Raw genomic sequence first — 18134 nt, 5'->3', positions numbered from 1 at the left:
GCCTCGCGCTGCGCGCGATGCAAGCGAACACCCGCGCTGCGCGCGGGTGTTGCGCTTCCGCTCCGCGGAAGCGTGAGCGGCTCGCTGCGCTCCCCGCCAACACCAGTGCTTCGCACTGGTGTTGGCGCTCCTTGCGCTGCGCTCCAGGAGCGGGCCGCTGCGCGGCCGGGCCCGAGCTTCGCTCGGGCCTCGGGGCGGTTCTCCGCTGCGCTGCGAACCGCATGCCTCGCACTACGTGCGAGGTAACGGGCCACGCTTCGCGCGGTCCGGGCTGGCAGCAGTAAGGGGTGGGGGCTGTCGTTGAGCCGGCTGCCGCGCGGCAGCCGGCTCGGGGCAGCCTCTCTCTCCTGGTCGCACGTGGGGTGTGCGGAGCCGGCCGCGCGGCAGCTCGGCCGGCTGGGATGCCTGCCGCCCACTTCCGATTCGGGGTCAGTTCTGCTGCGGTTCGGTGCGGCCTTCGAAGTCACGGCGGACCGCGGCTCCCTGATCCTCGATCAGTCCGGCCTGGTCAGGGAAGTCGAGAACCGCGCCGCAGTGGTTGCACAGCTTCCCGTCTCCGGCGGGCGTGCCGCAGGCCTTGCAGAACCGGTTGCCTTGAGTGTTCTCGGTGTGGTGTGTCATGGCTCTCCTGGTCGGGTGGGCGGCGATGCGTGCGGAGTACCCGTAGCTCGTGTGCTAATTCCCTGGATCATCTGCTTCATTTTGTGGCTACGATAGAGTCTGGGATTGAGCAGCCGTTCCTCTGTGAGGGTGTGGCCTGCTGGAGGGCCAGGCTTTTTGCTCATGTCGAAAGCGTAGACCTGGTGCTGTACGGATGGACTGCTGGCCAACTTGTCTGACAGGGAAGCTAGTTGGGTGTACTACGAGGTGAGGACTGGCGTCCTGCTCGCAGGAGGGATTGGACCCTGGTGACTCTGAAGGAACTCCGTCCGCACCAGCGAGAAGCCGTGGACGCAGTACTCCGGGCGCTCGAATTGCCTGCAAGATCGCCTGTGCCCGAGCGGGGCCTGCGGACCCAGGTGATCATGGCTACCGGGTCGGGCAAGACTCTGGTGGCCACTCGGAGCGCTGAGGAGCTCCGTGCGGGCCGTGTCCTGGTCCTCGTGCCCTCCCTGGACCTCCTCGCCCAGACCGAAGCAGCCTGGCGCGAGGGAGGCCGCACCGGCCCGATGATCGGTGTCTCCTCCCTACGCGGAGAGGAAGCGCCCTTCCCGAACACCACGGACGTGGGCGAGCTGGTCGCCTGGGTGCGGCCGTTCGACAAGGTCACCGTGTTCGCCACGTACGCCTCCCTCGGACTCGGCACGCTGGAGCGCGCCCACCAGGCCGGCCTTCCCGGCTGGGACCTCATCGTCGTGGACGAGGCGCACCGGACGTCGGGGAGGATCGGCAAGCCGTGGGCAGTCGTCCACGACAACACCCGCATCCCCGCACTGCGCCGGCTCTACATGACCGCGACCCCACGGTTGTGGCAACTCGACGAGGACAGCGAGGCAGGACCGGGCGCACCGGGTGAGTTGGTCGCGAGCATGGAGGACTCCCCCGACTCCCCCTTCGGCAGCCGCTGCTACACCCTCACGCTGTCCGAGGCCATCGACCGCGGCATCTGCGCCCCCTACCAGGTGGTGTGCCTGGACATCACGGACAGCCATCTTCAAGCGGCGCAGCTGCTGGGCGTGGGGGGCCGCTCGGACGAGGTGCGGGGGGCGCGGCTCGCTGCTCTGCAGACGGCGCTGGTGAAGGCCTCGGCCGAGGAGGGCTTCCAGCGGACGCTGGTCTTTCACCACCAGGTGAAAGAGGCCGAGGCGTTCGCGGTCGGTCTCCCCCGCGTCGCCGGCCGGCTGCACGCCGCGGATCCCGGGCTGTACCCGCGCGCGGTGTGGGCCAACTGGCTGTGCGGCGAGCACAAGCCCCACCACCGGCGCCGCGTCCTGGACGAGTTCTCCCAGGGGGTCGCTGCTGACGGCACGGTCGTGGAGAAGACGTTCCTCGGGTCCGTCCGGGTGCTCGGCGAAGGCATCGATACCTCCCGCTGTGACTCCGTGTACTTCGCGGACGTCCGCGGCTCCATGCCCGACCTCGTCCAGGCCGTGGGTCGGGCGCTGCGAGTGCGGCCGGGCGAGGGCAAGGTCGCCTCACTCGTGGTGCCGGTCCTGCTCGGGCCCGGCGAGACGGTGGACAACATGCTCACCTCGCGGGCGTACGGCGGGCTCGCCAAACTCCTCGAGGCGCTCCGCGCGCACGACGCCCGCGTTGTCGAGGCACTCGCCGAACCTCAGGCGCGAAGCCGCGTACGGGGCGTACAGACCCGCTCCGCAGACGAGAACGACGAGAGTCGGGAGGACTCCGCCGGCGAGCAGGGCCGGCTGTCGGTGCCGGCCCGGGAACTGCTGAAATTCTCCACCCCCCGCGACCCCGCCCAGCTCGCCGCGTTCATCACCCTCCGCGTCCTCAACCCCGAACACGCCCACTGGCGCCGCGGCATCGAAGCCGCCACCCTCTACCACCAGCGCCACGGCAACCTGAAGGTGCCCTTCACCTACCGCATCCCTACCGCAGGCAACGAGCCGGAAGTGGGGGCGGAGGGCGAGGGGTGGCCGGCCTCCCTCGCGGCCTTCCCGCTGGGGCAATGGGTGGCCGACGCTCGAAGGATCTACACCCGCGGCACCATGGGCCCCGAGCGTGTGGCGCAGCTGGAGAAGCTCGGCATGGTCTGGTCCCACTACGACATCGCCTGGGAAGACGGACTCGCCGCCGCCCGCGGATGGGCACAGGAACACGGGCACCTCGCGGCACCGACGGACGCCACACACGCCGGATATCGCGTAGGGCTATTTCTCAAGAACGCGCGGGCAGCCGCCCGGCGAGCGGTGGTGGAGGAGCAGCGGCGGGCCGAGGGTATGCCCGTTCAGTCGGCGGCCGGTGTGCTGTCGCAGGAGCGGCGCGAGCAGCTCGCCGACATCGACCCCGCCTGGTGCCCCGCCTGGCCCATCGACTGGCAACGCTGCTTCCACCTCACCCGACAACACCTGCAAGCCGGCGGTGCGCTCCCCACCCAGCCCGGCACGGTCGTACGCCAGGGCGAGGACCTTGGACGATGGGTACGCGCACAGCAGCTCGGCTGGAACGAGCTCACCAGCGCCCAGCAATGGATGATGGAACACATCCTCGGGATCGAGCCCGCAGCCGAAGACGAGAAACCCGCGCCGCGACGCAGCCAAGCCGACAAATGGGCAATGAACTACGCCGCCGCCACCCAGTACTACCAACGCGAAGGCCACCTGCGAGTACCGAGGAAGCACATCGAACGGGTCGTCGACGAAGACCAGAAGGAGCGGGAGCTCCGGCTTGGTGCATGGATCGGCAACCAGCGCTCCAGAGCCGCCACACTGTCACCCGAACGAATCGAGCAGCTGGCCGCCATCGGCATGCGATGGACCTGACCGCCACCAGAACCGACCGCCCAGGCGTAGCGGCTGCACCACCTAGCCGACCATGGAGCGTACATTTAGCGTACGGACTGCGTACGAAGCACTGCCGCTAGAACCGACTCCACCAGCGTGAGTCGTTTTGCGCGGTCCGTGGGTCATTGCGGTGGATTGGCCGGTGCAGGCGTGAATGACGTGCGCAGGAAATCACGTACAGCGGCTTCCGCGACGTCCGTCCTGACGCGCGCCGCCAGCTTGTCGCCGGTGCCCCCAAGGGGGCTCGTAGCCTGCGTCAGCCGACGCCCGGATAGTGCTGCAGTGCAGGCGCAGCCCTCTGCGAAGGCGGCCCGTCGGCGAGAGTGCTGGATAGCCGCAGGCGGGTCAGGCTGGGGCAGCCAGCGCCGCCGTGAGCGCTTCGACTCCGTCGAGGATTCGGTCGAGGCCGAAGTCGAGCGGGTCGGTGCCGGGCGGGTCGAAGGCGCCGTCGGCGACGGCCTTGACGAGGGCGGGGAAGTCGTCGGCGTGCCGGGCGAGGAGTTCGCCGGTGAGCCGGTCCCACTCGCGGTCGTGTTCCTCGTCGTGGTCGCGTCGCTGCTGGGCGAGGTTGCGGACGTGGCCGATGAGGAGCAGGAAGATCTGGTGCCGCTGGGCGCCGCTCAGTCCCGTCGGCTCCAGAGCGGCGAGCGCTGAGTCGAGCCAGCGCAGCTGGCGGGGGCCCATGATCTGGCGGCGCATCGCGGTGGCGGTGAGCAGCCAGGGGTGGGCCGCGTAGACGGCCGCGCACTGTCGGGTCCACTCCCGTACGGCTGCCCGCCAGTCGCCGTCGGCCGCCCCTGACAGGTCCGGTGCCTCGGTGAGGACCTGCTCCACCATCAGCTCGACGAGTTCGTGCTTGCCGGGGATGTACCGGTACAGCGCCATCGCGGTGACCCCGAAGCCGCTGGCCACTTTATTCATGGACACGGCGTCCAGGCCTTCCGCGTCGGCCAGTTCGACGGCCGCGGCGGCGATCTGCCAGGGGGACAGCTTGGGCTTGGGGCCACGGGTGGGCGGGTCCTGTTCTCCCCACAGCAGCGCGAGGCCGGCGCGCGGGTCACGCGGCTTGTCCGGCTCCTTGTTCCGGGCGGCCATGCGGCTCCTCCTCCTCGGCTCGGTTCGGGCGGGCGGCCCCGTTGACTCCACCCACCGCCTGTATATACCGTAAACGCAACTGCTGACGACATAAACAGTTTAGGGGGATCACTCATGCTGTTGACCTACCGGGCCCTCAAGCGCCGCTCGCACGCGAAGAACCTGCGCATCACCGCCCCGAACAGCATCGACGAGGCCTCGTACATCCGCATCGGCGGCATCGACCAGTGGGTCTCCATCCGGGGCGAGGACCTGTCGAACCCCGTGATCCTGGAGATCCACGGCGGCCCCGGGGCCTCCAACCTGGTGTTCGTCCCCCGCACCCGCATCTGGGAACGGCACTTCACGATCGTGCGCTGGGACATGCGGGGCGCAGGCCGCACGTTCGCCGCCGGCGGCCCCGAGGGCCAGGGCGAGATGACCCTGGAGCGCGTGTACCAGGACGCCCTCGAGGTCACCCAGTACGTCCGCGAGCGCCTGGGTGTCCCCCGGCTCCTCCTCGTTGCGAACAGCTTCGGCACCATCACCGGCCTCCGGCTGGCCCGCAACCACCCCGAGCTGTACTCGGCGTACATCGGCTCCGACCAGAACATCATCGACGGCGGACGCGACGCCTCCTCATACCAGGCGCTACTGGCCCGACTGGAGAAGGCCGGCAAGAAGAAGGAACTGGCCGCGATCGTGGCGATGGGGCCGAACCGGACGGCATGGACCGCCGAGCAGTGGTCGCAATACGCCAAGACCGTCGTCACTACGGACCCGCTCACCTACGACACCATGAAGACGGTAGTGATCCGCTCCCTGTGGTTCTCCCCGTTCCACAACCTGCGCGAACTGCGCTCCTACCTCAAAGGCATGACCTTCTCGGAGCAGTTGGGCCCGCAGGCGACCACGCTCGACGAGCGGGCCGAAGGCACCGCATTCCGCGTCCCCTTCTTCCTCTTCCAGGGCGCCAGCGACGTCCTGACCCCACCCGAGCCGGCCCGCCGCTTCTTCGAGGAGGTCACCGCCCCGGTCAAGGACTTCGCTCTCATCGAGGACGCCAGTCACTTCGCGGCCTTCCGCCACCCCGACCGCTTCCTCGACCTGATGCTGACCAAGGTACGGCCGGTGGTCATAAGGACGGCGGACAAGCCGGCTTGAAGGCATCAGGAGCCCGACGCCGTGCGGACCGGTCACGGGCACACTGTGCCGTCGTTCCTCGGTCACCTACCCCAGCCAGTCGATGTCGCCGGCTGCGTCCGCCCGGGTCTGGGCGGACGCAGCATCCGCTCGAACGTGCCGGCCAGAGCCCACCGGCGGAAGCGGGTGTGCAGCGTGTGCCACGACCCGTACCGCTCGGGCACATCCCGCCATGCGGTCCCGGTCCGAAACTTCCACACGCTCCCGTTGAGCACAGTGCGGTCATCAAGACGCTTCCGCCCGCGCAGTGACTCAGGCAGCAACGGCCGGACGAACTCCCATTCCAGTGTGACCGGCCACGGCCGTCCTCGACCTCGTGGCCGGTCTGCGCGGCCTTTTCGGTCATGCCGAACAGTGCATACAGGCGAGCGTCTGTCGCTGCTCAACGCCGCCTGTCCGTGCCGCCCTCAGGGGTGGGTGTAGTCCACGGCTGCGGGTTCGGTGTACTCGTCGAGTTCGGGCAAGTTGACGACGATTGGGTCGATGCCGGAGCGGACCACGGCCCAGACCGTCTCGAACTCGGGGGAGGCGTTGATCTCCTGGTGGATGATGTGAGCGGGAATGAACACGAAGTCTCCGGGGCCGGCCTCGGCCACGTTCTCCAGCTTGTCGCCCCATCGGTAGCGGGCGGTGCCGCTGATGACGTACAGGACGGTTTCCTGGTCGCCGTGGTGGTGGGCGCCGGTGGCGGCGCCGGGTTTGACGGTGCTGCGGAAGGCGGAGAGGTGTGTCGTTGCGGGGGTGCGCCCGTCGAAGGCGACCTGACGGATGAGGCCGGGGGTCTGGGGGGTGTTGCCGTCGAGCTGGTCGTGGTGCACGACACGGATCTGGGGGTCGGTGTGGCTGTCGCCCATGAGGATTGGTTCTCCGGTGTCAGAGGGTGCGGTTGGTTCGGGACAGCGGCCAGGAGTCTCCCCCGATGGCGAAGAGGAGGAGCCAGACGATGGCCAGATCGATGAAGCCGAGTGCGTTGCCGGCGATGCCGGGAGCGAGGGCGGGTTCGTGGAGGACGTGGGGGGCGATGACGCGGTAGTACACAGTGAACGTGATGACTGCGAGTGCCAGGGTGGTGAGAACCCGCGCGGTGCGGTTCTTCGCCGGTGTCAGGTGCTGAGGCCAGTTCCCCGCACAGTTCGGCCAGAAGATCATCCAGAAGACCCAGCACACGCCGAGTTGGGCGGGGAAGACGTTCAGTCCGTCTGTCCCCAGGGTGGCCCGGACCGCGCTGCCCAGCAGGATCCGGGTCGCCCCTGACAGGGCGAAGTACAGGCACGTACCCAGCACGACGTTGCCCAGTGCGGTGAACAGGAACCAGCGGCCCTTGCTCCGTACTGTGTTCCAGGGCCAGTTGTCGGTCAGGTTGCCGGTGGCGATGACGGAGACCACGATCGAGTAGAAGAGGCCGATGACCTCGTTGGCGGTCAGCGGGGCGTCCTTGACACCGCTCCAACTGGCGAGCACGGGAAGGGCGAAGACGGCGTAGAGCAGGAGGCTCGTCACTGTCGCGACGGCGATCTCGGCTATGCCCGCCCAGGGTTGGCCAAGGCCGAGGGTCTTCCATGGGCGGTGCTCGAGGACGGTCGCGGCGGGCACGTTGGTCACGAAGACGAAGAGCACGAAGATGGCGCCGGTGAAGTAGCCGACGCCGCCGACCCGTTCGGGGGCGAAGCTCGGGTCGACCGCGCTCCAGGCGAGGGCGAGCAGGGCCGTGATACCGATGCCGACGCCGATGGTGACGGCGGCGAAGGCGAGGCCGCGCACGGGCTGGGCGAGCCGGTCGAAGCCCTTCAGTTCCAGGTTGAAGGCGAGACAGACGATGGCGAAGAGAGTCCAGAAGATCACGGCGTTCGCCGGGTTGCCGTAGACGTCCAAGACCGCCCACCGGGGGTCGATGAAGAGCCACCAGGTGGCCAGCGAGAGCGCTGCCACGATGAGCAGGGTCGCGCCCGCCCGTCGCGCCTGACCGGCTGGCGGGGCGGGGGCTTGTGGTGGGGATTGGGGTGCCGCGGTGGTCACGGTCGCCACCGCGGGCTGTGGGTCGTGCATGAGTCCTCCCCGCGTCGTTGCTGGGTGAGGACATGGTCAGGGCCGCGCGCGCCGGGATTGTATGTGGGGTCACACAGTATTCGCAGGGATTCCTGTCTATCTGTACAGGTCAGGGGTGTGGACGATGTCGTCGATCGCGAGGGCCGCGCGCAGCGTGGTGATATCGGTGACGCGGGTCAGCGAGACGGACAAAAGCGACTCGATGCGTTTCACACGCAGGCCGACGGTGTTGGGGTGGATGAACAGGGCCTCTGCGGTGGCGCCCGTGTTGAGGTCGTGATCGAGGTAGGCACGCAGGGTGGCGACGAGGTCGGCGCCCCGGCGCCGGTCGTAGTCCCGCAGGGGGCCGATCCAGCGCTCGGCGAGGACGCCCATGCGCCGGGGCTCGATGTCCGAGAGGAGCATGCCGATCATGCCAGCCGACGCCACCGTGAGGACGTCCTCGCCGGCGGAGTACCGAATGAGCCGCAACAGGCCGTGGACCTGGCGAAACGCCCCAGGCAGCTGCTCCGGCGCGTGGCACGTCTCGCTGATGGCGACGCGTACGCCGCCCTCCAGAGTCTGGGAGGCGACGGTGCGGATGTGCCGGGCGAGTTCTTCCCCGTCGTTGGGGTCCGTGTCGGGTGCGACGATCACGATCGCCCCGTCGCGCAGGGCCAGCAGCGGCTTGGGACGCTGCCGGGACAGCACGAGCGACTGCACCATGCGCAGCAGTGGGGCGCTGACCACTTCGCCGGGCTGCTCATGGCGAACGGCCAGCACCCGCTGTGGGAGGCGCAGGTCGCTGCCGAGGCGGTCACCGCGGGCGATGAGGGCGGCCGGGTCGGCGAGTGTGCCGCTCGCCAGCTCCGAGACGAGGTCCCCTTTCATCTGCCACTGGGCGTCGACCACGGCCCGGCGGCGCAACATCTCCAAACCCAGCACCACGGCGGCCTGCTCGATGGCACGCAAGCGCAGGTCGTCGTCCTCGCCCTCACCGGCCAGCCAGAGCACGCCCAGCATCTCCTCTCCCACCCGTACCGGTCCCGCCACCAGGCCGGGGAAAGCCCCGGCCGAGAGCACCGGTGACGCCTGTGCGACCTGGTCGAGCAGTGAGCGGGCACCGGCGGCCCCGCGCCGGGACCAGGACAGCCAGTCCGGCGGCCGCACCGACACCCCGGCTCGGGGCACATTGGCCAGAATCTGGCCGGAGACGTCTTGGACGGCCACCGCGCGGTCCGTGATGTCGGCCAGGGCTGCTGCAACGTCGGTGAGACCGCCACCGCGGCGGGCGACGCCGATGAAGCGGTCATGGATGGCCGCATGCTGTCGCAGCAGTTCGTTCAGAGAGCTGAGCTCGCGCAGGCGGCGACGGTCGCGTTCCAGCTGTGCGCTCGTCTCCAGGGCGATGCCGGCGTGGCTGGCGAGGACCTGCAGCAGCTCCAGCCCGCCGGGGCCGAGACGGCGCGGATCGCTGCCGTAGACGTTGAGCGTGCCGACCCTCTCGCCTTGGTTGCGCAGCGGGACCGCGGCCATGGAGTGGTGTCCGTGCTCCTGGGCGGCCTTCGCCCACGGGCCGTAGGAGGGGTCCTGGGCGATGTCCTCGACGATCACGGGTGTGCCGTCGACGAAGGCCCGACGGGACGGGCTGCCCACGAGGGTTCCCCCGGGCGTCAGCAACAGCGGGGACTCTTCGTTCACCAGCCGCACGTAGCCGTCGGTCAGGCCCCAGCATCCTTCGATCCGCAGGGCGACGCGATCGTCGTCCACCAGCAGCACGGCCGCGCTCTCGTAGCCGAGCAGGTCACAGGCCGTGCGGGCGATCTGCCCGAGCAGGCCCGGCAGGTCGCGCTGCTCGTTGACCGCGATGGCCAGGTCGTCGATGGCGCTCATCCAGCGCAGCAGATCCGGCGGAACAGAGGGTGAAAAACCCATCGGCCCTCCCCGACTCGCTCCACGAACGCTCTGCGGCTGTGCAGAGCTCCATGTTCTGACGAAATCGCTGTGATTCTACACAGAGGCCAGCGGGCACCTACGGAGCCACGATGGCATCCACCACCCCCTGGGCGAGAGGAATCCACGGTGGACAGCTACAAGGGACTGCGTGCCGCAGTGGTCGGCGGCTCCATCGGAGGACTGACGAGCGCGCTGCTGCTGCGCGAGCTGGGCTTCACGGTCGACGTCTACGAGCGCACGCCCGCACTTCTGGAGAACCGCGGCGGCGGGATCGTCCTTCAGCCCACCACCATGAAGTGGTTCGGCGAACGCAGCGCCCGCCGCATAGAGGAGCTGAGCACGGTGACGCACCAGGTGCGCTACCTGGGCCGGCACAACGAGGTGCTGCACGAGGACCCGGTCGAATGGCGCTACTCCTCCTGGGGGACGATCTACCGCGCGCTGATCGACGACTTCGGCACGGACCACTACCACCTCGGCGAGTTCTGCGCCGGTTTCGACCAGGACGCCGACAGCGTGACGCTGCGGTTCGTCTCGGGCCGGACTGAGACCGCCGACCTGGTGGTCTTCGCAGACGGCATCACCTCCACCGCCCGCAAGCGGCTCTTCCCGGACCTGCAACGCGAGTACTCCGGATACGTCGGCTGGCGCGGCACCGTGCCGGAGGGTGCGGTGAGCCAGGAGACGCGGCGGCTGCTGGGTCAGGCGCTGACGTACAGCGTGGCCCGCAACACCCACATCGTGCTCTACCCCATTCCCGGTCTGGACGGCGGCATCGAGGAGGGGCAACGGCTGCTCAACTACGTTTGGTACCGCAACGTCCCGGCGGGCCCGCAGCTGGACGAGCTCACCACGGACCTGCGTGGCTTCGAGTGCCCGGTCTCCGTCCATCCCGGGCAGGTGCAGCAGCGCTTCGTCGACGAGATGAAGTCGGCAGCCGCCGAACACCTGGCCCCGGCAGCGGCCGAGACAGTCGTGCGCACCGCACAGCCTTATCTCCAGGTCGTCTTCGACACGCGCATCCCCGCGATGGTGGAGGGGCGGGTGGCGATCATCGGTGACGCCGCTTTCGCCGCCCGCCCCCACGCTGCCGCCGGCACGGCCAAGGCCGCCGACGACGCCTGGACCCTCTACGAGCACCTGCGCACGTTCACCGACGACATCCCCACCGCCCTCAAGCGCTGGGAGCCGGCCCAGTTGCAGCTGGGCAACCAACTGATCGACCGTGTCGCAGGGATGGGACACCGCTCCCAGGTCACAGGCACCTGGACCCCAGGCGATCCCGACCTGCGCTTCGGCCTCTACGGGCCCGGCATCTGACGCCCGGCACCACTGCACCGCTATTCAACAAAGGAGTTGGACATGAAGGCACTCGTCTACGACGGACCGGGCAGGATCGAGTACCGGGACCACGCGATGCCGACGCTGGCCGAGGACACCGACCTCCTCATGCGCGTCACCCACACCACGATCTGCGGTAGCGACTCGCACATCATCAAGGGCGGCGTGCCGACGGTGAAGCCGGGCACGGTCCTGGGCCACGAGGCCACCGGCGTGGTCGAGGAGGTCGGCTCGTCGGTGACGAACGTCCGGCCCGGCGACCGGATCCTGGCCACCTGCGTCAGCGCCTGCGGCTACTGCCGCTTCTGCACCACCGGCATGTACGGGCAGTGCGTCAATGGCGGCTGGGCCCTGGGCCACACCATCGACGGCGTCCAGGCCGAGTACGCCCGCATCCCCTTCGCCCGCAACTCCGTCTACAAGATCCCCGACGGCCTGTCCGACGAACAGGTGCTGTTCCTCACCGACATCCTCGCCACCGGCTACGAGGTCGGCGTCCTCAACGGTCAGGTGCGTCCCGGCGACACCGTCGTCATCGTCGGCGCCGGACCGGTCGGCCTGTCGGCGACGGTGACCGCCAAGCTGTTCTCGCCGCGCAACATCGTCGTCGTGGAACGCACCCCCGCCCGCCGGGAGATGGCCCTCAAGCTCGGCGCCACCCACGCCGTCGGCGAGGACGAGGTCCACGACCTGGTCGGCGCCCTGACCGACGGCTACGGCGCGGACGTCACCATCGAGGCCGTCGGCTTCCCCGACGCCTTCGAACTCGCCGCCGACCTGGTCCGCTCCGGCGGACACATCGCCAACATCGGCGTGCACGAAGGCCCGGCCACGCTTCACCTGGAGAAGCTGTGGGCCAAGCAGGTCACCATCACCACCGGCATCCCGTCGGGGCTGACCATCCCCCAGCTGATGAACTCCATCGCCACCGGCGCGCTGGATGCGACCCAGCTCATCAGCCACCGGCTGCCGCTCGACGAGACGATGAAGGGCTACGACCTCTTCACCCGCAGCGCCGAGACCGGCGCCTTGAAGGTCGTGCTCACCAACGGCTGACCGCCACGTCTCCCCTCGTCCACTGCCAGCAACCGCAAGCCCGGCCCGCTACGGGCCGGGCTTGCGGTTGCTGGCAGTGGACGGGACGTGCCGGGACGTCGCGAACAGGGAAGCCAACGAGGCCGCCTTCGGACGTCCGGGTAGGCCCGAAGGGCCCGAACTTTGCACGGATGCGGTCCATGGCTTCTTCGGCGACGAGTCGGGACTCGCGTGTTTGATCGAGGGTGCTCTGCTGGGCAACCTGGTCGGCGTCGATGAGGTCTTCGCCTTTGAGGGCGATGCCGGTCAGCCGGGCGCGCTGGAGGCCGGCGGCGTCCATCAGCTGGTAGGCGAGGGCGCGCAGGTCTTCGTCGTGGGCGGAGGCTTCGGCCAGGCGGCGGGTTTTCTGCCAGGTGGTGCCGCCCGCGAAGCGGAGAGTGTCCGCCAAGCCGCCATCACCGCCATCCACGACGGCACCGAACGCATCACCAAAACCGCTTTCGACGCGGTACAACTCGACCACCTCGCCGAACAACACAGACGCCCCACCCGCAGCCGCTAACCCCCGCCCACCGAACAGGTAAAACAGCGCTGACCAGCACAAACACCAACCAAGCCTTTACGCGCTGACGAAACCCACAACGAGCCCGGTCCCACTCAGCGCACACGACACAACCCCAGCTCACATCCCGAACTACCCGCTAAGTCAACAGTCCGCTGACGCCGAGACAGCTCTGCTCTCCAGCGGCCGGGCGGCCTGCGGGCCGGGCATCGCTCAGCGCGGGTCCTCGTGATGGGGGTCCGACCGCAGGTACGCACGCCAGCCGCCGAACGAGGTGATGTCCCGAGCACCCTCGACGGCCAGGGGTTCGCAGAGGAAGCCGGTCACCGAGCTGCCGTCCGCGAGTTCCACGCTGCCGAGCGCCATCGGCCGGGGCAGCGCCGCGGCCAGCGCGCCCAGCCCCTCGGCGGGCAGCCGCCAGACCTCGGCCTCGACGGCGGCGCCGCCCGCGCCGACCCGGACCAGGCCGGGCTTCGCGGGCACCGTGTCCAGCGCGTACAGCCGGTAGGCGGGGGCGGTCGTGGTGGTGCGCCGCAGCCGGCCCCCCGCGGCGAGCAGTTGCCCGTTCAGGGGCTGATCGGACAGATGCGCGCCGACCACGGCCAGCGGCAGCGGCGGGGCGGTGAGCAGTCCGGCGATGCGTGCGAGCCGCTCGTCGGTGAAGGCGGGGCCGATCAGCATGACGCCGAACGGCAGCCCGTCCACCTCGCCGGCGGGGACGGCCACCGCCGCCAGGTCGAAGAGGTTGGTCGAGTTGGTGAAGCGGCCGAGCCGGGCGTTCGCGCCCAGCGGGTCGGCCGCGATCTCGGCGATGGTCGGGTGGCCCGGTGCGGTCGGCAGCAGCAGGGCGTCGGCGTCGCCGAGCGAGGCCAGGGCGCGCAGCCGGAGGGACTCCAGCCGCAGTCGGTCCGCGTAGAGCCGGTGGGCCCGGACGTCCCCGGCGCGGGAGATGATGCCGGCCACGGTCGGGTCGAGGCCGGGGGAGCCGGCGTGCGCGTCGATGAAGGCGCCTACGGCGGTGTAGCGCTCGGCGACGAACGCGCCCTCGTACAGCATCGTGGCCGCCTCGGTGAACGGCGCGAGGTCGACGGTCAGCAGCTCGGCGCCCGAGTCGGCGAGTCGGCGCGCCGCGGCTTGGAACGCTTCGGCCCAGCCCGGGTCCAGCGGGCCGAGCTGCCCGGCCCGCGGTACGGCGATCCGCCACGGCCCCGGCCGGCGTTCGGCCGGGGCTGTCAGCGCGCGTCCGGACGGCGCCGCCATGAGGGACAGGGCCTGCTCGGCCTCCGGGAGGGTACGGGCGAAGACCGTGACGCAGTCGAGCGAGGCGCAGGCAGGGACGACGCCCTGGGTCGGGACCAGTCCGATGGTCGGCTTGAGGCCGACGATCCCGTTGAAGGCGGCCGGGACCCGGCCCGAGCCCGCGGTGTCCGTGCCGAGCGCGATGTCGGCGATGCCGAGGGCGACGGCGACCGCCGAGCCGGAGGAGGAGCCGCCGGACACGCGCTCCGGCGCGATGGCGTTGCGGACCGCGCCGTAGGGGCTGCGGGTGCCGACCAGGCCGGTGGCGAACTGGTCGAGGTTCGTGGTGCCGAGGACCACCGCGCCCGCGGCCCGCAGCCGGGCCACCGCCGGGGCGTCCGTGTCCGGCAGGTACGCGTACGCGGGGCAGCCGGCGGTGGTCGGCAGCCCGGCCACGTCGATGTTGCCCTTGACCGCGAGCACCGTCCCGGCCAGCGGCAGCCGGTCACCGGCGGCCACCTTCGCGTCGACCGCGGCGGCGTCCGCCTCCGCCTCCGTCCGCGGGCGCAGGCCGATCCACACCTCGGGCCGGTCCACCCGCGCGATGCGCGCGTAGGCGGCCCGCACCCGCTCCACCGCCGTGATCACGCGGCCGCCTCCAGGTTCTGCGCGGGAGCGAGGACGACGAGGGCGGTTCCCGCCTCGACCTGGCTGCCCGGCCTGGTCAGGATCCGCACTACGACGCCGTCGGCGGGGGCCGGGACCCGGGACTCCATCTTCATCGCCTCCAGTACGAGGAGCGGTTGCCCGGCCGACACGCGGTCGCCGACCTCGACGCCGACCTGCCAGACGGAGGCGGCGAACTCGGCCTCGACCAGATGGCCGCCCTGGGGCACGTCGATGTCGGCGGCCGGCGGGGGCACCTCCGCGGCCGACTCGGCACGAGCGAACTCGCCCGCCGCCTCCCAGGCCGCTCGTTCCGCGTCGAACGCCGCACCCTGCCGGGCCCGGAAGGCGGCGATGGAGCCGGCGTTCTCGGCGAGGAAGCGCCGGTGGTCGGCGAGCGAGAAGGACCCCTCCTCGATCCGAGGGACGAACCGGCCGGAGACGATGTCCGCGCGCAGCTGGAGCAGTTCCTCCGCCTCGACCGGGTACCACCTGATCCGGTCGAAGAAGCGCAGCAGCCAGGGCCTGCCCGGCTCGAAGGCGCCGCGCTGCCGCCAGCCCGACCACACCTGGGTGGTGCGGCCGACGAACTGGTAGCCGCCGGGGCCCTCCATCCCGTAGACGCACAGGTAAGCGCCGCCGATGCCGACCGAGTTCTCCGCGGTCCAGGTACGGGCGGGGTTGTACTTCGTCGTCACCAGCCGGTGCCGCGGGTCCAGCGGCGTGGCCACCGGCGCGCCCAGGTATACGTCGCCTAGGCCCAGGACCAGGTACTCGGCGTCGAAGACGGTGCGGTACACCTCGTCCACCGTCTCCAGGCCGTTGACGCGGCGGATGAACTCGATGTTCCAGGGGCACCACGGGGCGTCGTCGCGCACGCCCGCCATGTACCGGGCGATGGCCTCGCGGGTCGCCGGATCGTCCCAGGACAGCGGCAGGTGGACGGTGCGGCTGGGCACGACCAGCTCGTCGGTGGCGGGCAGTTCCTCCTCCACGCGCCGGGCGATGCCGAGCAGTTCGTCCAGCGGCAGGACGCCGGGGTCCGTCCGCACCTGCAGGGAGCGGATGCCGGGGGTCAGGTCGGCGATCCCGTCCGGGCGCCGCGCCGCCAGCGCCTGCGCGAGCGCGTGGATCCGCATGCGCAGGGCCAGGTCGAGCTGCATCGGGCCGTACTCGATGAGGAGGTTGTCGTCGCCGCTGCGCCGGTACGTCACCGACGGGCGGGTCCCGGTCTCCGGCAGGCGGGCGAGGACGCCGCCGTCGACGACGGGCGGGCGGTCGGCCCGCGGGGCCGCCGACGGGTTCCGCCGCAGCCCGGCGGCCGCCTCGGTGGTGACGGGGATGAAGCGGACGGTGTCGCCGGGGCGGAGCTGCCCGAGTTTCCAGCGCTGTCCGGTCACGACCGTGGCCGGGCAGACGAAGCCGCCGAGCGAGGGCCCGTCGGGTCCGAGCAGGACGGGCATGTCGCCGGTGTAGTCGACGGCGCCGACGGAGTACGGGGTGTCGTGGATGTTGGACGGGTGCAGGCCGGCCTCGCCGCCGTCCGTCCGCGCCCACCGCGGCTTGGGGCCGACGAGGCGTACGCCGGTGCGCGCCGAGTTGAAGTGCACCTTCCAGTCCGCGTCGTAGAAGTCGCGGATGTCGTCCTCGGTGAAGAACTCGGGCGCGGCGTGCGGGCCTTCGACCGCGCCGATGGACCATGCGCCGCCGAAGGCCGGGCGCCGGTGCGGGGGAACGGCGCAGGCCGCCGCACGTCGTTCGCCGCCGTGCAGGACGTCGCCCGCGCGCAGGGCGCGGCCGCCGTGCCCGCCGAACCGGCCCAGGACGAAGGTGGCCGCGCTGCCCAGGAACTCCGGTACGTCCAGGCCGCCCGCGAACAGCACGTATGTGCGCAGGCCGTGCTCGTGGGGCGCCCCGACCGCCAGGGTCTGCCCGGCCCCGACGGTGACCGGCTCCCACTGCGGTACGGCGGTGCCGTCGACCGTCACCGGCGCGGGCGCGCCCGTGACGCAGACGGTCGTCGGGTGGGTGAACCGCAGGGACGGCCCGTGGAGGGTGCACTCGAGGCCGGGCGCGCCCTCGGCGTTGCCGAGCGCGGTGTTGCCGAGCCGGAACGAGAGGTCGTCCATCGGCCCGCACGGCGGGACGCCGACCTGCCAGTGGCCGGTGCGTCCCGGCCAGTCCTGGACGGTGGTCAGGGTGCCCGGCGCGACGACTTCGACGCGAGGCGTGGGGTCGCCGATCCCGGTGAGCGAGGCGGTGCTGTGGGTCGCCGCGCGCACGCCGGCGTCGTCCAGCGCGGCGCGCACCAGGCCGAGGTTGGTCTCGATGCCGTCGAGGCGGGTGGCGGCGAGCGCCGCGTCCAGCCGGTCGAGCGCCTCGGCGCGGTCGGCGCCGTACGCGACGACCTTGGCGAGCAGCGGGTCGTAGGAGGTGGTGACCTCGGTGCCGGTCTCCACCCAGGTGTCCACGCGGACCCCGGCGGGGAAGGCGACCCGGGTGAGCAGACCCGCGCTCGGGCGGTGGTCGCGGGAGGGGTCCTCGGCGTAGAGGCGGGCCTCCACGGCGTGGCCCTTCGGCGCCGGCGGCGTGGTGACGACGGCGGTGTCGCCCTGTGCGAGGCGCAGCATCCACTCCACGAGGTCGACGCCGTAGATCTCCTCGGTGACCGGGTGCTCCACCTGCAGGCGGGTGTTGACCTCCAGGAAGTACGCCTCCTCGCGTGCGGCGTCGTACACGAACTCCACCGTGCCGGCGGAGCGGTAGCGCACGGAGGCGCACAGATCGCGGGCGGCGGCGGTCAGCCGCTCGCGGACCCGGTCCGGGAGGTTCGGTGCCGGGGCTTCCTCCAGGACCTTCTGGTTGCGGCGCTGCAGCGAGCAGTCGCGGTCTCCGAAGGTGACGACACGGCCCTCGCCGTCGCCGAAGACCTGCACCTCGACGTGGCGGGCGGACTCCACGAGCCGTTCCAGGAAGACGCCGGCGGAGGAGAACGAGGCGGCGGCCACGCGCTGCACCCGCTCCCAGGCGTCGGCGAGGTCGCAGGCGTCGCGGCACGCCCGCATGCCGATGCCGCCGCCACCGCCGGTCGCCTTCAGCATCACCGGGTAGCCGATCTCCTCGGCCGCGGCGAGGGCCGCGTCCACGTCGGGCAGCAGCCCGGTGCCCGGGGCCAGCGGCACACCCGCCGCCTGAGCGGCCGCCCGCGCGGTGTGCTTGGCGCCGAACAGTTCGAGCTGTTCGGGCGTGGGGCCGGCGAAGACCAGGCCCGCCTCGGCGCAGCGGCGCGCGAAGCCGGCGTCCTCGGACAGGAAGCCGTAGCCGGGGTGGACGGCGCCCGCCCCGGTGTCCTTGGCCGCCCGCAGCACCAGGTCCGCGTCCAGGTAGGACTGTTTGGCGGGGGCCGGGCCGAGCCGTACGGCCTCGTCGGCCAGCCGGACGTGCTCCGCCCCCCGGTCCGGGTCGGAGTAGACCGCGACGGTGCGCAGGCCGAGCCGGCGGGCGGTGCGGATGACGCGGGAGGCGATCTCGCCGCGGTTGGCCACCAGCAGGGTGTCGAACGTCATGGC

General features: G+C 71.0%; 13 protein-coding genes. 4 read left to right on the top strand and 9 right to left on the bottom strand.

The window, feature by feature from the left end:
* Positions 1 to 429 precede the first annotated feature (429 nt).
* Positions 430 to 621, bottom strand: coding sequence for a hypothetical protein (locus ACFQ9Z_RS35280; protein ID WP_383029683.1), 192 nt, complete (start codon positions 619 to 621; stop codon positions 430 to 432).
* A gap of 287 nt (positions 622 to 908) precedes the next feature.
* On the opposite strand from ACFQ9Z_RS35280, the gene ACFQ9Z_RS35275 reads away from it, so the two are divergent.
* Entirely contained in the window at positions 909 to 3443 is a 2535-nt protein-coding gene (locus ACFQ9Z_RS35275) for a Helicase associated domain protein (protein ID WP_383029680.1), read from the top strand.
* Positions 3444 to 3809: 366 nt separating this feature from the next.
* Here ACFQ9Z_RS35275 and ACFQ9Z_RS35270 read toward each other — a convergent pair whose 3' ends face one another.
* Positions 3810 to 4559: a TetR/AcrR family transcriptional regulator C-terminal domain-containing protein gene (locus tag ACFQ9Z_RS35270; protein WP_383029677.1), complete on the bottom strand. Its 750-nt coding sequence runs from the start codon at positions 4557 to 4559 to the stop codon at positions 3810 to 3812.
* Between the two features lie 114 nt (positions 4560 to 4673).
* On the opposite strand from ACFQ9Z_RS35270, the gene ACFQ9Z_RS35265 reads away from it, so the two are divergent.
* Positions 4674 to 5702, top strand: coding sequence for an alpha/beta fold hydrolase (locus ACFQ9Z_RS35265; protein WP_383029675.1), 1029 nt, complete (start codon positions 4674 to 4676; stop codon positions 5700 to 5702).
* A gap of 62 nt (positions 5703 to 5764) precedes the next feature.
* On the opposite strand, the gene ACFQ9Z_RS35260 is transcribed toward ACFQ9Z_RS35265, so the two are convergent.
* From ACFQ9Z_RS35260 to ACFQ9Z_RS35245, 4 genes are all read right to left on the bottom strand, one after another.
* Positions 5765 to 6127, bottom strand: coding sequence for a transposase (locus tag ACFQ9Z_RS35260; protein ID WP_383029672.1), 363 nt, complete (start codon positions 6125 to 6127; stop codon positions 5765 to 5767).
* A 21-nt stretch (positions 6128 to 6148) separates the two neighbouring features.
* The gene (locus ACFQ9Z_RS35255; RefSeq protein WP_383029669.1) at positions 6149 to 6595 is read right to left on the bottom strand and encodes a cupin domain-containing protein; all 447 of its coding nucleotides are present in this window, start codon (positions 6593 to 6595) and stop codon (positions 6149 to 6151) included.
* A gap of 19 nt (positions 6596 to 6614) precedes the next feature.
* A complete protein-coding gene (locus ACFQ9Z_RS35250) occupies positions 6615 to 7670 on the bottom strand; it encodes a hypothetical protein (protein ID WP_383029667.1) in 1056 nt (351 codons plus the stop codon).
* Between the two features lie 213 nt (positions 7671 to 7883).
* Entirely contained in the window at positions 7884 to 9701 is a 1818-nt protein-coding gene (locus ACFQ9Z_RS35245; RefSeq protein ID WP_383029664.1) for a GAF domain-containing protein, read from the bottom strand.
* A 147-nt stretch (positions 9702 to 9848) separates the two neighbouring features.
* Here ACFQ9Z_RS35245 and ACFQ9Z_RS35240 point away from each other — a divergent pair, with 147 nt between their 5' ends.
* Positions 9849 to 11042, top strand: coding sequence for an FAD-dependent monooxygenase (locus ACFQ9Z_RS35240; protein WP_383029662.1), 1194 nt, complete (start codon positions 9849 to 9851; stop codon positions 11040 to 11042).
* A gap of 42 nt (positions 11043 to 11084) precedes the next feature.
* A complete protein-coding gene (locus ACFQ9Z_RS35235) occupies positions 11085 to 12119 on the top strand; it encodes an alcohol dehydrogenase catalytic domain-containing protein (protein WP_383029659.1) in 1035 nt (344 codons plus the stop codon).
* Here ACFQ9Z_RS35235 and ACFQ9Z_RS35230 read toward each other — a convergent pair.
* The 3 genes from ACFQ9Z_RS35230 to uca all read right to left on the bottom strand — a co-directional run bounded on the left by ACFQ9Z_RS35230 (position 12106) and on the right by uca (position 18131).
* Entirely contained in the window at positions 12106 to 12636 is a 531-nt protein-coding gene (locus ACFQ9Z_RS35230) for a hypothetical protein (protein ID WP_383029655.1), read from the bottom strand. The two genes, ACFQ9Z_RS35235 and ACFQ9Z_RS35230, sit on opposite strands and share 14 nt — an antisense overlap.
* Positions 12637 to 12873: 237 nt before the next feature.
* Positions 12874 to 14547, bottom strand: coding sequence for an allophanate hydrolase (gene atzF, locus ACFQ9Z_RS35225; protein ID WP_383029653.1), 1674 nt, complete (start codon positions 14545 to 14547; stop codon positions 12874 to 12876).
* Positions 14544 to 18131: an urea carboxylase gene (uca, locus tag ACFQ9Z_RS35220; RefSeq protein WP_383029651.1), complete on the bottom strand. Its 3588-nt coding sequence runs from the start codon at positions 18129 to 18131 to the stop codon at positions 14544 to 14546. The genes atzF and uca overlap by 4 nt, the downstream gene beginning before the upstream one ends.
* Between the last annotated feature and the right edge of the window lie 3 nt (positions 18132 to 18134).

The sequence above is a fragment of the Streptomyces sp. NPDC056580 genome (assembly GCF_042793175.1).
In the GTDB taxonomy this organism is placed as follows: Bacteria; Actinomycetota; Actinomycetes; order Streptomycetales; family Streptomycetaceae; genus Streptomyces.
This window is presented reverse-complemented; position numbering and strand designations above follow the sequence as displayed.